Below are 14,738 nucleotides of genomic sequence, written 5' to 3' on the forward strand. Positions count from 1 at the left end.
TAGCGAGATTTAATCAGTTTTAAATCATCTCCTGTTCTCTGGAGGATTTAAGGGCATAACGGCATGCTGGCGTATGACGACTACCATCAATGGGGAGAGCGCCGTAGGTGAACTACTTGCGAAAGAAGAGTGGCCTTCGATAAACCTTAATCTGTCGCTCCAGGCAGCCGGAGAGGTAGGCGGTTTACCGATGGTGATACTGCTATTGGCCTCTTCCTTGGGCTGGTCATTGACCTAATTGGCTTACATGCCTGCTTTAAGACCCCTTTCAAGCCAGGAACAATCCTATCTTTAAAAGGAATATTTTCTAATATATGAATAATTTTTCCGTCTGAACAATGCCACTAAGGTATAAAGTATTTCTTACTAGGGAGTATTTACTAAGTAGTTCTTCGGAGTCTATCGGTAGAATTAACTGGCCACCAATTGAACCATTCTCACGTGTTTTGATATCAGACAGACCATCAAAAATGTCGCTTTAGTTCGAGAGATACGATCTATGAAATTGACAGCTATTTTAATTAATGATGTAAGTCCTATTGAAGTAGGAAAAAGTAACTAAGCATCCTTTATTGCCAATATTTGTAGCAATTGCGCATCTACCTGAACACTTTGAGTGTCTGATCACAAAACAGTCAACACCAGAAAAATTCAACTCCTTCTCTGACGGTTTTTGATCAAAAAACGCGCAATCATAATTGCACCTACATCAAATAAGGGAGTTATGATTATGCCGTACAACCCCAGTACTCACGGATCTTTCGATAAATATCTGGTCAGCAATCTGAATGAAGCCATGAAAGAATATGCTCTGGTTATTGAACCGACGCTTTCCGTTCAGGGCGGAACTCAACCTGGTATTAAGAACATGACCTTCGACCCACCAGGTGGTAAAGGCAATATAGCGGTACTAAGAGAAAAGAAGGTGGGTGACCAGACCTCGTTCAAGTGTTTCTATCTACCTTGGAAAACTAAAAGTACCACATCCTGCACGCTGAATGGCGACACTGATGCCTGCTTGTTCTTTACCTCCACTCTGAATGGATGCCGTTTATCAGTTAAATATCACGATGGCTCCAAGAAATCGGTCACTGTCCTTCATATTGCCGGTAATTTGGAAAAACAAGTTGTGGGTAAATGGGGGACTTCGAACAAAACCGGGACATTTGCACGGGACATTGATCAAAAGGCACTTATCGGCAATGGTCCCAATACTCGGAAATTCTCCATTACAGACAAGGAAGAAAAGGACTATACCAGGGATCGGGCCGCCTTTATCATCGGGATCAGAACCCCGTCAGGCGAGTGGAAGTTCTATACCCAGGTGTTTAAGGATCTGTTTATGGGAAGTTTTGACGATAAAATTGTGGAAATATTTGTACCGAAAAAGCCGATTCTTCAGTAATGCTTTGGTACTGATACTGTTGGCCTTTCACTGAATTAAGTGACTCGACCGATACCTGCATTGAACCTAAAGCCTCCCTGGATCTCCGGTGGAGGCTTTTTAATGGCCTACTTATCCCTTGAGCGTTCAGACATCGGACGGGTTGCCGTATGGGAGCTCTTCCAGTGCTCCTCATCGAAGTTGATCGTTTTCAGTTCGGCCTGGCCGGGCTCCAGTTGTCTATCAATCTCAACGTGGAGGCCTTGAGATGCAAGTCCTTCCCGAATGGTACTGAAATCGCCGCACCAGGATTCCTCTTCCGCCTTGTCTCTGGCGGGTGAGCGCTGCGAGCCACTCGCCTCATTAGCGACCACTCTAAGTTGTAATCTCTGTAAATTGGCAGGGGCACCCAGCTCTACCCCGTAGGTCGTAGCGGCATTTTTGGCAATCACTAAACGGCCGTTTTTAACGAAAGCAGTATCCATGCTCTCATTCAGCGAGTATCCCAATTTCTGAAACGCAGCAAATAAAGCCTTTCGCTTAGCCTCACTATTTCTCGCTGCCATTTCGTGTTCATAGAGTTTGGCCAAAGCGGCTGTTGCCGACTCGATTTCCTGAATCCCGGCAACCTGTGGATTCTCGATAATGTATTGCCCAGTCTTCTCCCTTTCTACCCCGAGGTTTTCGAGATCCTGACATATGGCCAGGTACAATCGAAGCTTGTTCCGCTGATTCCTGGAAGCTCTTATGAAGTCACCGATATCTATGCATAGCGTATCAATCTTCATGTCCAGTTGCTGGGATTCTGAAGACTCTAGCAGGAGGTTGGCACGGTTCAGAAACGGCTCTTTACTTTCATCATTGATATCTGCGGCTTCCAGCTCTGACAAGATGGTTTCAATCCGACGTTTGGAAGCGCTTTGTTGGACCAGACCTGAGTTATTCAGCCACGTGGAAAAGTCCTGGCTTTTGAGATCTTTCTTCAGCCGCTGACTGAATTCGCGTGACTCATCATCCTGTACATCCCTATCGGCTGTTTGCAAGAAGGTAAATGCTTCCCGAATTGCCGTTTCCAAAGCATCAATATCGAGACTGGAAAGCCAATGCCCTCCTTTTTCGTATCTACCAATTTTTTCAGGTAGTGACAAAGAACGCTTCTCATACATATAGCGCAAAGATGAAATGCTTGATGTTAAGCGCCGGGATCGCTCCCTTCGTGACAGCGATTGTTTTCTCGCCTGCGCTTCAAGCTGCTCTTTTTCGTTGCGCAGGAAATCGATCTGCGAAGGTATTTCTGTTCTGATGCGCCGATATTCGCCGGCATCCAAATTTTGATAAAGATTTAGGCGAGCCTCTATTTCGCCTAGCTGTTCCTCACTCAGTAACTGATGCTTATTTGCGTACAGTCTGATTTCCCTGACAACGGATGCCAGCCGGGAAACATGAGAGGCTTTAATTGCTTCCATTTCCTCACGGGTGACGATTCTGACTACCTTAGGTCCACTCATGTGCCAACAGCCTTTTTAATCATATCCTCGAGCTTTTGCTTTTCCTGGGCATTATCCTGATACCAGTCATAGCAATTAATGCGATGCATCAAAGGGATGGATTTCTCCAATACCCTTTGGCGCCATATGTCACGAGCTCGAGTGTTGTGAAGTAGTGAGTTTATAGGAGCATCACATTCAATTCCGAGCCCGTATTGTCCGGTCTTTGGATTAATAATCGCGAGGTCCACATTGAAAGCATCTTCGTTAGCCCCTCTCTCCGGCTGAAATCCCAGTGACCGGATAAATTGCTCAACGGATTGAATAAAAGTATCGCCGATCTCGTGATAGCCCCCTCCCCTCTGAGTTACTGACTGTGCGAACCGGAAGATACGGCGCTTGGCATGCTTGATATCGCCGGAGGATATCTTTGAGGCATACTCAAGGTAGGCCTGTATGAAGTCGCGGGGTTTGGTGGGAGATCGCCCGGTCGCCAACATGTCGGATATATCCCGCAATGGCATTGAGGTCGCTATGATCACCTTATGACGTGCCCGGGTCACCGCCACATTCAAGCGTCTTTCACCGCCTTTATGTCCCAATACACCAAAATTGCGGCGGAAAGAACCATGCTCGTTCAAGCCAAAGGTGGTACTGAACAGGATGACATCGCGTTCATCGCCCTGCACGTTTTCAACATTTTTGACGAAGAAGCCCATGTCTTCACCATTCTGCTGCCGATCCTGCTCACTCAGGTATGCCTGGTAGAAATCGGGGTTTTGCTCGGCATAAGCCTGCAATGTGTCCTCTATCAGCTCCGATTGCTTCTTGTTGAAGGTGACAACTCCCAGACTTGGCCGCTTTTTAGGTGCTTCCTTCCAGATGTCGGCAATCAGCTCGACAATTTTGTCCGCTTCTTCCGCGTTTGTCTGATCCGTATAGACGCCATTAACATGATGAACATCGATTGGTTTCTCCCGGATAACGACTTCTTCCGGGTGTAAGGCAGGAATATGCAGCTTTCCTGAATAGTAAGCAAAGTTTGAGAAGTCAATCAGCGCTCGATAGGCGGAACGATAATGAATTTCCAGCGTCCTTGTAGGAAGCACGGTTTTTCCCAATACCAGGAGGTCGGGACAATCTTTGATTTCGCGACGATTCCAGGCATCTTCGTGTTGGGATACTTCAGCCTCGGAAGCGTCTTCATCCAGCTCCTCTATACTGTCATCTTCATCAAGCTCGACACTGCTTGAAAAGAAACTGGAAGGAGGCATTTGCTTCTCATCTCCACTGATGATGACGCGCTTAGCCCGATACAACGCAGGAATGGCAAAGTCCACCATCATCTGTGAAGCTTCATCGAATACAACAACATCGAACATCCCCGCCACCCGAGGTAATGCCTGGCTGACAGCTTCAGGGCTCATCATCCATACCGGTCGCAAATCCGTGAGCCCGAGTTCGAGGCCGAGATCGATAAACTCCCGGAGTTTTTTGTACCTTTCTCCGCGTAGGCGGGTTATCTCATTCCATTGGGTTTCACTTCCCAGTGCTTCCATTGGGATGTCATGAACCAATAACGACTGGTTCAGGTGGCTTTTCTGCTCGTCAAACTCGGCGAGTGACAGGAGCTTGTCTTCCAGCTCCTGCTTGCCAATCAATAACGAAGGAATATTTTCCTCTATGCGCAGCTTCCAGCCCAGATAGGTTTCCCTTCTCACGCACTGCTTCAACTTCAAACCTAACTGGCTTGGCGGGAGACTGTTGAGTTCCCCTTCCATATCACGCAGTTCTTTAAATACATGCAGGACAATAGGATCAATAGTCTTGGTGCGTAACCGAAAACGCTGAAAGGTTTCCAATGTATTTATATCGCCAATAATCTCAGCAACGCCCTTAAGATCCGCCATATTTTTACCGATCCACTGGCGATGCTGCTCAATCCAATCAGCGTCCATCCATACGGTTAACTTATCCAGAGCATTCAGACTATCCTCGCGTGCCTTTGCCCTGCTTAGGGTTTCGCTAAAGAGCGTGACAAAGCGATCAACGGATTCTTTACTGCCTGACCGTAACATTGTTTTGGCTTCCCCCTGGATGGGGCAGACTTTTACCGCTTTACACAAGTTGACCATCATGTCCGCCTGAGTGATCACAGGGGATATCGCCCGCCTGAGAAATTTCAAAGTCTGATCGGCTCCAGATTCCAGAGGAGTGGATAGTTTTTCCAGGCAGCCATTTAAATTCCTGCGCAATGGTGCCAGCTCAAGCTCAAGTCGATTTGCGTCGCGCAACGACACGACAGTGTCCTGGTCATAGGACTCGTTCAATTTTCCGAGAAAAGAGCGAATTCTGAGTTTTCGCCAGAAGCGTATTGGGCTGAACCTGGCGAGCCCTTCAGCGGGTTCACTCAGTTGCTGACATGCTCTTAACAGCTTTTGTAACGACCCAATATCCATCGAGCTTAACGCGACGAAAAACCGGTCGTCATGAAAATCAGCATTGAGCTTGTCGAGTTCCTGGTAACTGTTTCGTAGTTGCTTGAGCGTATCCTCGCCCTCAGAGCGCTCATTCACTTCGTCATAAAAGCGATCGAACCAGATGGCCTTTTGGGCTATTTGTCTATCATTGAGAGATTTAATCTTTGGCAAATAGGTGTTGTCCCAATCAACCAGGTCCATCAGGGCTTTATTATCATAGTCGGAAGAAGTTGCCTCCGTAATCGCTGCACGCTCATGCTCTGCTTTCTGAAATTCATCGAGACTGCGTTTTATGGCATCTATCGTGGCTATATCAGTACTAAAAATTGAAAAGCAATGCAGTGAACTGTGCTCATAGTTAGAGTTCAGCCAGTCGCTAGCAAGAGAGGAGCAATGATCTTCAAGCATCCCCAAAGTTGCCGGTGTTACTGACTTCAACAATTGTCTCAGCCTGGGTTGTACCGGAATCTGATCCGAGCTCTGCGAGTCAATATCAATGAGTTCGCATATGATTTGACGATAGGTCAACCCGCTGAGTTCATCACGTTGACAGATCGCGGTATGGCGCTCATTGAGCTCCGTTTCCAACTGGTCAATAGTACCGGCGACAAGCCCCCTATTCTGCCTGATATGCCCTGCCGTTAAGCTATCGGATCGTAGGACTTCAGGGACTTGTTCCCTGATCGTGCGTATCACCGATTGGCGATCTTTACCTATATCCGTAATGGTTAATATCCGATGGCTAAGATTGACTGCCTCCAGACGCTTTTCAACCACACGTAACGCCGCCTGTTTCTGGCAAACCACGAGGACTTTTTCCTGCCTCCCGAGACAGTCAGCAACGATATTGACAATTGTCTGGCTCTTGCCGGTTCCCGGCGGCCCTTCGATCACCACGCCCGGAGCAATCCGACCCTGCAGTACAGCTTTGTCCTGTGAAGGGTCTGCCGGAACGACATTGAAGCGATCCAGCTCTGAGCTTGCTTCTGCAGTGCTTTGAACCGGTTCAGGCTCGGTGATTCTTAATAAGCTTTCCAGAGCTGTGCCCGTAATTGGCATGCGCTGCAGTTGCCGTAAATCCTCGGCAATGGCCTGTCCACTGAACTGCGCGTTGAATATGACGGCTGAACCGTGGCCCGCGACGGTTTCGTCCGGGACTTTATAGGTCGTCACAGGATGCGTCTGTAACCCTTGATGAAGTAGAGGTACCAGAGTACCAACCGCGTCCATCACTTCACTGATATTTAACTTTTCTCTTTCCAATACTTCAGAATGCAAGCTACGCCATTTCTTGATGGTTGCCCGCCCGATCAAGCCTTCGAGCGCTGGATTGATGCGCATTTCGGCACGGTCCATGTCGTAACTCAGGGTTAACCTGGCCCGCGAACCCACGGTATAGCCCATTTTGATCGGCCAGAGAAATATCGGAGCAACTCGGGGGCGCCCGCCCTGCTGCCCTGCTATCACCAGGAACGGAAATCCCAGGTACAGACTATCGATTCCTGTGTCCCGCCGATTATTGGAGGCGGCTTGATGAAGGCGCCATAGTCGACGCTCGAGAATAGAATCCTGCTGAAAGGTGTGAGGATCGACCTGCACAGGATTATCATTCCGGCTTAAAATATGATCTATCAGTGCTGTTGCCGGCTTTAATGCAGAGTTTAGTTCCGTCATGTCGATGCGGGCACTGGTCTTGGCAATCGTTAGACGCACCAGAGGTCCACGCATCACCGAATTGGCAACACGTTTTTCGAAGAAGCTCAGGATATTGGCTGCATAATCCTGTTTTGGCGGCGCAGCCCATGCGTCATCGCTCAACGATAATAAAACGATCGCACGGGAAAGGCTGATTCGGCGTTGAACTCTAAAATCATCCGCCCAGTGATTTAGTGTCGGGTGGTCACATCGAGCGAAGTCTGCGATCTTTTCGTCAATGGCATCGTAAAGTTCACGCCTAGGTAAGATAACGAGTCTGCGGATTTCATCAGACTCCATTGGCCGTTGTTCATATTTTTTCGTCAGCTCAACCGCTTCCTCCACCACCATATTCAGCGGCGTAAACTGCTCGGATTTTGCGCAAAGCAGTATCACCAGATCTTCTTCATTCAGGCGGGGTTTTTCCATCAGGTTTGCCAGGGCGTCATGTCCTGATGAAGGGTAGAGTTCCCGTAGACGGTCTCGCTCCGCTTCAAGATTCGCACGAGAGGTCGCCAGTGAAGCGGTTTTTAAACGGGTTTCATCCAGTTCGATTTCAAGCAGCCTGGCGCGCTCAAGGACACTACGGCGCCGATAATACAGTCGTACCAGCCAGGGCTCCCGTTCCATGCTTTCCAGGTGAACGGGTAGCTCCCCGGTGATAATGTCAATTCCCTCTTCGGGATGATCCAGCAACCAAGCGGGCATCACGAGTGTTCCCTGATTGACCAGGGGAAGCGCCTGATTAAGCTCCATAAGAGCCAGCGCATATTTCCATTGAGGCGCCAAATTAGCGTCCGACATCAGATGGCGAACTTTGGCCGGAATGGTAGTGTCGCCGTAGTTACTCTGTAACCAGGTGGCAAGTGCTCCGGTCTCGAAACATTGTATCCCGGCCTCCCAATGAATGTCGGTTGCCAACCCGAGAGCCAATTGCTCTGCGTTCGTATAGTTAATATCGTTAACGCAGAGCGTTTCATTTGTTTTTGCAATGTCAGCCTGTCGGTGCTCTTGGGGAACCTCAACAAGTTCATCATTCAGCCAGCGCTTGACCTGCTCCCATTGCCAGCGCTGAAGTGGGTCCCTGGCCAATAATCCCTGGAGCAACGGCTTCAGCTTTGGTGGAACAGTGTCTGGAATTTCTATCCCTCGAGTCACCACATGAATGGTAAAGGCGCGTTCGTTGATTCCCTCAAAGCAGCTACCAGCAGTTGCCTGCTCAAGAAGTATCATGCCCAGCCCCCACCAATCGGATGCGGTACTGACGCCACCGACTATGGCCTCAGGGGCGGAATAGCGAGTAATGTCCAGTGTAGCGACCGTGTCCAGGTCGAAATCAGATAATCGCGCCGAACTGAAATCGGTGATCACAAGATCCAATGGATCCGGGCGACGAATCAATATGGCTCGCGGACAAATGTTGCGGTGCCGCACCCCCATTTCAGCAAGATCATGCAATGCACGCCCAAGCTCCTCGGTAATCCGCCTGAATACCTCCAGGTCCCCCGAATGAAAGTAGTCATTCTCAACCAACGATCCACCATCAATCCACTCAATGATTTCAAAGGATCGATGGTTCCAGCGACCGGTTAGGAGAATATCCGGAACATGGTCATGGTCGGTGTTACGCAATACATCATAAATACTGGTATCAGGCTCGTATTGCTCATGGAAAAGAACGAGGAAACCGACCTCGCCGGCGGTATTTTCGACGCGGAAACAATCCCGGGACTTTCCGGTTGAGGTAATGTGCTCGCGTATGACCCAGCCTTCAATGCATTGTCCAATGAGTGGGTCTTGATGTGATTCAGCTGCTGTTGCTGTTTTATTATTTGTGGAAGCGGGCGCAGTTGCAGATCCTGATATCAGTGTCGACACCTCAGGAGCGGCAGCAACATCAGCCCCGCATTCAAGACACATAAATTCATCGTCAGGGACTATGTGCCCGTTTTCGCAAACCCTTACAGCTGTCTCAACGGTCTGTTCCTGGCTGCTGCCAGGGCTTTCCTCGGGATTAGGCTCAACAGCACGTCCCTTTAGAGTGGGAGCGACATCGGCCAGCCGCCAGTTGCAGCTTCCACCTGAAGCAGTTGTGGCGGCACAAAGCATTTCCGACATTGGACGCTCGGAACCACAGCTGGGGCAAACGCGTACTAATTCCATCAGTCCTTCTCCGGTATCCGTGTTTGAGTGTGACTGATTTCGTGTCCCTCATTTGAAAGCTCTGCGGCCAATTTATACATCAAATCCTGCTCTCCAATTCCAGCCAGCCATATCTCGTCTGTATCTATCCTCGCGTCGAGGCCCCGTTCGGACTTACAAAGGACCTCCATATCAGCAAAAGCAGCTTTACCAAGGTCAGTCAAAAGGTGCAGCTGCTGATTATCGCTCCCCATCCAGGGCTTGGTTTGCGCCTGCTGGAAATCAAATGGCCCGGATATCAGGATATCAACCAAAGGCGCTAATTTTTTTAGCTTTTCTTCTATGTCAGCAAAGTGATATCCCGAGTAAACCAATGTTGAGACACTTGAGTTTGATTTGGTAAAGCAGAGGATGCGTAAAAGTTGCTCAAATTGATCAAAGGGCTCGCCGCCGCTGACCGTGAGACCATCGGAATTCGGGAGCCAGGATAACATGGCCTCTTCTACTTCGCTGATGTTCACCTGGTTTACATCCGTCGCCCAGGTGTCCTTTGAAACACAACCTACACAATGTATTGAGCAACCCTGAAACCAAATACCGATGCGCCTACCCGGCCCCAAAGTCGTCACCGGAAAATGCATTCGGGACAGTGCAATATTCATTCATCCGAACCTTTCAGTCTGATGTTAATCCCTGCGCAGAACCAGAGTCGTATTTGAATCATTGTTGAGTACTGATTCAATGGAGAAGGCATCGCCAGGATTAGGATCGATATCAAACAATGCTCGGGATAACGGATTGATAAAATGAAATTCCAGTTGGTTTCGTATACCTCGACCGCCATTATTAAGATCTGAAATACACAGTTGCTGAAGGCTGGCTTTCGCCATGTCGTCTATTTTCAGGGTCAGCTGCAACTGGTCTTCAATCGCCGCAACATGCCCGGTGATCATCATTTCAAAAATGTCTGCGGCAATATCCTGTCTTATAAAATCAAAGACGATAATATTTTCCCCGATTCTGTTTAGAAGTTCCGGACGGTTGATCTCCAATTTGAAGTACCGCTCTATCTCAGACTTCACTTTGACTTCGATATCCCTGTGCTGATCATCTGGGGTAACGTTAGGTTCACGGATGCCTTCGACGGTATTCTTGTAGATGCCCAGATTCGACGTAAAGACAATAAAGGTTTCGGAGAAATAGACCCGGTCACCTCTCCCGCTCGTCAAGATCCCATCATCCAACACCTGAAGAAATTTATCGAGAATGCGGGGATGCGCTTTTTCAATTTCATCAAACAGTACAACACTGAACGGTTTTTCGCGCACCGCATTCGTCAGTTCTCCGCCGACATCGTATCCAACATACCCGGGAGGGGCACCAATGAGACGTTGATCGGCGTGCTCTGCGCTGAACTCACTCATATCAAAGCGGATATAGGCCCGCTCATCCCCAAACAGTAGACTGGTAATGGTCTTGGCGAGTTCGGTTTTCCCCACGCCGGTGGGTCCGGCCAGAAAAATAACGCCTCGGGGTCTGCTGCCTCTTTTGGCTGCGCCAATACCGGTGATCGCTCGCTTGATAATATCCAGTGCATGGGTGACGGCGTGATCCTGCCCTTTCACCCTTGCCTTGATAAAGTTATCGCCCTGGCGAATTTTATCTCTGTCGATCTTTTTCCACGGATCTTCTGTAACGCCGACTTTGTATCGTCGTACGGCATCACTGATATCGTCGATGCGAAGGTGTTCAATATGAGCCAGTGTGGTAATAGCCTCCAGATCCAGCAAAAGGAGGCTTTCAGTTTCATCAACAAACCGGTCAATCAGATTCTTCTGCTGCGGATGAGGTTGGTCCTGAAGACCACTTAGCAGAGTATTGGCCATGGCACGTCTAGCGATATGATCCGGCTTCCCTATGGGGATATGCCGCAGTTTAGGATTGCCAACAACGAACCAATCGGGAAGATCCCCTTCCTTGTCCACAATCCAGATAACAGAATTGTAAAAACCACGACGCTCCTCACCATGAGGTTGCAGCCTGGCATGTTGGGATAACACCAGCGCCCGGGTAAAAGCATTGTGCTCGGCTTTGGATAAATGGTCCGGTGAAATACTGTATTGGGAGGCAAAATCCGCGATAACTGCAATCGGAGCTTCTTTGTAATGTGTCAAATGCTCAAGTGATTGAGTGAATGCATCAATATTGTAGTTCGCCTGCTCAGGCTGTGTGATTGACCCCAGATTACGAAGTAGCTCCTGCTTTTCTGTCTGGGTTCCTGAAAAGAAGGCGATATCGAATCCAATAGCAGGGTTGTAGTACACGACGTGTTGATAGCCCAGCGATTGAAGCTCTAAGGTCAAATGCTCTCTTAAGGCATACCACCCCAACTGTCCCTGTCCATGATCATATAGTTGCCAGTCTTTGATATTGCCTGATAATACAAAATGACTTTTTAAGGGTAAGAATCTGATTAGGTCACGCAGCCAGCGGGGTTTTTCGTACACTTCCATATTCCGGATTTATCGTTGATTAACAAGGGATATTGAGATATTCAGACCTAACAGATTAGATCATATTGTACTGAGCTCCAAGACAAACGATGACCTGTTGGTCTGCTTAGTCTTAAGCGACTTCGTTTGAGTAATCGTCCTCACCGACGTTTTCGGGTAAAAGCGTGCTAACATGCTTCACTTCAAACTAGTGATGAGAAGCTGTGCAAAAATCGAGCATCGCGTGCAGGATTTACTTCCAGAATGGTCTAAACTTTTTAAGATGAAAGCAGTTTTTTCGGCTATATCCCTATTGTTGTTTTGTGCTGTTTTGGCCGCATGTTCCACTACGCCTGAAAGAAACTATCAGATCGCTATTGCAAAGCCGTCTTCCTTGCCCTCTTCCTCCTCTGCCCACGTTTCTCGCGATGTTCGAGCTCTTCTTGTAGACCATTATCAGGGATGGCGTGGTACGCCCTATAAGATGGGAGGACTGAACAAGTCAGGGGTCGATTGTTCTGGATTTGTTTACATTACCTATCGGGAAGTCTTTGGAATGACTTTGCCCCGTTCTACAAGGGGGTTATCCAATATCGGTAGTGGGGTTTCCTTGTCGCAGGTAGCGCCGGGCGACCTGGTGTTTTTTAAGACCGGCACCAAACAAAAACATGTCGGTATCTACCTGGGAAAAGGTGATTTTGTTCATGCATCTACCTCTAAAGGCGTCATAATCTCAAATATACATACTCCCTACTGGACTGACGCCTACCGTGAAAGTCGACGAGTTGCAAGGTTCTGATTTCGATATCTCCCCCTTACCCCTCCCGGCCTTCCCATGCATAAAAGTCATTTTCGACTATAGTTAATTACACTTTGTTGTATTTAGGCGTATAGAAATGACCGCCCTTAAAGCCTGTTTGAAAGCTATACAGGCAGGTCTGTTGTGCCTGGCCTTTCAGTGTTCTGCTGCCGATAGTGACGCCAAGCATAAAATCCACTGGCTGATGGTGGAGTGGCCTCCCTACACATATATCGACCAGGACAAGCAATGGCGGGGGTATGGCGCTCATTTTCTGTATAAGATTATCGAGCAACTCCCTGAGTATCAGCATGAACTCCTCCAATCCAAATTTTCCTACCTGACTAGCGGAAAATTCGTCAGGGACCGCAACGTTTGCGCCATTGGGCTCTATCCAACTTTAGAGCGCGAAGAGGTATTAACGTTCTCTCTTCCTGATCAGATATTTCCGCCCATGCAACTATGGATGCGGGATGACACATTTATCAGACTAGGTAAACCAAACTATCTTTCTCTGAATCGCTTAATGGAGGGACATCTTGGGATCTTAGGAGTGAAGGCGGGAGTTGCATACAGCCCTGAACTACGAACCGTCATAACCAGATATGAGAATACTGATAGTGTATTGCGCCTTACCCAAGCAGAAATGACGGGTCCTTTGGTAGGAATGCTTCACCACGGCCGAATCGATTTCATGATTGAGTACAGTGACATGATGCAATATACGCTTTCCGAAGCCGAAAATCGGCATATGAAAAACATTGTTCCTGTATCAATTGAGGAGGAAAAAGATAATTTCCACTATACAAGAATAGGTTGCCCCAAGACCTCATTGGGGCAGGAGATCATTGATAAGATCAACGTCATACTCCCTTCCCTGTATGTTGATAAATCATACTGGGAGCCTTTTATGAAGTATATGACGCCACAGCAGCTGGTTGATTTTGACTCTTACCTGAAGCGACTTATCAAATCTCCTGAGGACTGGCGCTATAGTCCTCCATAGGAACCCTAAGATGACTCAGAGATTAGGGAAGCAATATGATCTCACAAGGCATGCTCTCGTGACCCGATACAGGAGGCTACTTGGTTGACCAACATGTCTTTGAAACGTTTCGCAAAGGTCTCGCATTCGGACAAACTAAACTTATCCCCTGATGAAGGAAAAAAGACTCGCACATCAGCTTTTTCTATATCTGAAGACTCTAGTTTCAAGTAGGTTAAACCAACCCTTCTCCCTTTAAAAATATTGCTTTGCTCTGATGTGAGTGTATCCAGTTTCACCTTCGTGATAATTCTGCATCCGTAACAGTTTTGACGAAATTTTGTCAGAATTCTATCTGCAGCTAATTCCCAGCCGACAGACCTGTGAATTTTTCCATACGTCATAATAACGTCTGCATAATTCTCTGCCGGCTTTGAATAAATCAGCTGAAAATACTCATATTCATCCGCATTGTACTTAATAAGGCAGTTGATGGTTATAACAGAAAAGAGTGCTGCCAAAATCGCAACGATCACCCTTGGTGTTAGAATTTTCATTCTGTATCTCGCTTCAGTTGACGAGAATGTCGTACCCCCAACACACAGCTAGCGGTAGAATTTCTATCAATTATCTCTTGGAGGTAAGCAGCTTTTCTTTTGCACAGGTTTTCATCGAAAAAAGTTCCAAGAGAAGGATAATATATCCTAAGATCGAGCACATCTTTTCCTTTAGAATCAATCTTTACGTAATTGAAACCAACTCTCTCGCCGTTAAGTATATGAGCCTGCTCCAGCGAAGGGCTCTTGACCTGGAGCTTTGCAATAAATTTACACTTACTACACCGCTCTTTTTCAATGGATTCTGTAAGGTTGGCCCCTATTTCCCATCCATTTCCATTCTTCACTTTTCCTAACACTGCAACAATACTGTAATTTTCCTCCGGCGGGCGTATATAAACCAATTGAAAATATTCTGTGCTATTGAAGTGAATATAGATTGCTATTATAAATATAATCTCAGCGAGAATTATTAACCTATATATCGCCTTTCGGTTCTTTTTCCATTTCATAAAATCATTAGCCTGTATGCTGAAGGACATTATAAGAGCTGAATTCATGAATAAACAGCCAGGAAGACTTTCCAATAACTAGGGAGAGTCTGAATAACCCCAAGGTTCTGAGGTGATTTTTACTCTCGACGATATATGGCCGAATATTCAGAGTGTTTTTCCGGCCATTTTGGATCTTACACCCCTGCGGGGCGTCATCTGGGCC

10 protein-coding genes are annotated in these 14,738 nt (G+C 47.5%); 4 read left to right on the forward strand and 6 right to left on the reverse strand.

Annotated elements, in window-relative coordinates:
- Positions 1 to 73 precede the first annotated feature (73 nt).
- Positions 74 to 238, forward strand: a complete 165-nt coding sequence (locus tag BTA51_RS30285; RefSeq protein ID WP_168188294.1) for a hypothetical protein — start codon at positions 74 to 76, stop codon at positions 236 to 238.
- 492 nt (positions 239 to 730) lie between these two features.
- Positions 731 to 1,405: a hypothetical protein gene (locus BTA51_RS26115; RefSeq protein ID WP_094712025.1), complete on the forward strand. Its 675-nt coding sequence runs from the start codon at positions 731 to 733 to the stop codon at positions 1,403 to 1,405.
- A gap of 107 nt (positions 1,406 to 1,512) precedes the next feature.
- Here BTA51_RS26115 and BTA51_RS26120 read toward each other — a convergent pair whose 3' ends face one another.
- Genes BTA51_RS26120 through BTA51_RS26135 form a run of 4 tightly spaced genes read right to left on the reverse strand, consistent with a single transcriptional unit; the run spans position 1,513 to position 11,695 of the window.
- Positions 1,513 to 2,892, reverse strand: coding sequence for a hypothetical protein (locus BTA51_RS26120; protein ID WP_094712026.1), 1,380 nt, complete (start codon positions 2,890 to 2,892; stop codon positions 1,513 to 1,515).
- The gene (locus tag BTA51_RS26125; protein ID WP_094712027.1) at positions 2,889 to 9,209 is read right to left on the reverse strand and encodes an AAA domain-containing protein; all 6,321 of its coding nucleotides are present in this window, start codon (positions 9,207 to 9,209) and stop codon (positions 2,889 to 2,891) included. Before BTA51_RS26125 ends, BTA51_RS26120 begins: the two co-directional genes overlap by 4 nt.
- Positions 9,209 to 9,850 (reverse strand): 4Fe-4S single cluster domain-containing protein, encoded by a 642-nt coding sequence (locus BTA51_RS26130; protein ID WP_094712028.1) that lies wholly within the window; start codon positions 9,848 to 9,850, stop codon positions 9,209 to 9,211. The genes BTA51_RS26125 and BTA51_RS26130 overlap by 1 nt, the downstream gene beginning before the upstream one ends.
- A gap of 24 nt (positions 9,851 to 9,874) precedes the next feature.
- Positions 9,875 to 11,695, reverse strand: coding sequence for an AAA family ATPase (locus BTA51_RS26135; protein WP_210404927.1), 1,821 nt, complete (start codon positions 11,693 to 11,695; stop codon positions 9,875 to 9,877).
- Between the two features lie 469 nt (positions 11,696 to 12,164).
- Here BTA51_RS26135 and BTA51_RS30710 point away from each other — a divergent pair, with 469 nt between their 5' ends.
- Positions 12,165 to 12,479, forward strand: a complete 315-nt coding sequence (locus tag BTA51_RS30710) for an NlpC/P60 family protein (RefSeq protein WP_246841202.1) — start codon at positions 12,165 to 12,167, stop codon at positions 12,477 to 12,479.
- A 97-nt stretch (positions 12,480 to 12,576) separates the two neighbouring features.
- Positions 12,577 to 13,485 carry a transporter substrate-binding domain-containing protein gene (locus tag BTA51_RS26145; protein ID WP_094712031.1) on the forward strand — a complete coding sequence of 303 codons (909 nt, stop codon included), beginning with the start codon at positions 12,577 to 12,579 and terminating at the stop codon, positions 13,483 to 13,485.
- A 41-nt stretch (positions 13,486 to 13,526) separates the two neighbouring features.
- Here BTA51_RS26145 and BTA51_RS26150 read toward each other — a convergent pair whose 3' ends face one another.
- Positions 13,527 to 14,021, reverse strand: a complete 495-nt coding sequence (locus BTA51_RS26150; protein WP_094712032.1) for a hypothetical protein — start codon at positions 14,019 to 14,021, stop codon at positions 13,527 to 13,529.
- Entirely contained in the window at positions 14,018 to 14,581 is a 564-nt protein-coding gene (locus tag BTA51_RS26155; protein WP_094712033.1) for a hypothetical protein, read from the reverse strand. The genes BTA51_RS26150 and BTA51_RS26155 overlap by 4 nt, the downstream gene beginning before the upstream one ends.
- Positions 14,582 to 14,738: the final 157 nt, after the last annotated feature.

It is taken from the genome of Hahella sp. CCB-MM4 (assembly GCF_002260525.1).
In the GTDB taxonomy this organism is placed as follows: domain Bacteria; phylum Pseudomonadota; class Gammaproteobacteria; order Pseudomonadales; family Oleiphilaceae; genus Hahella.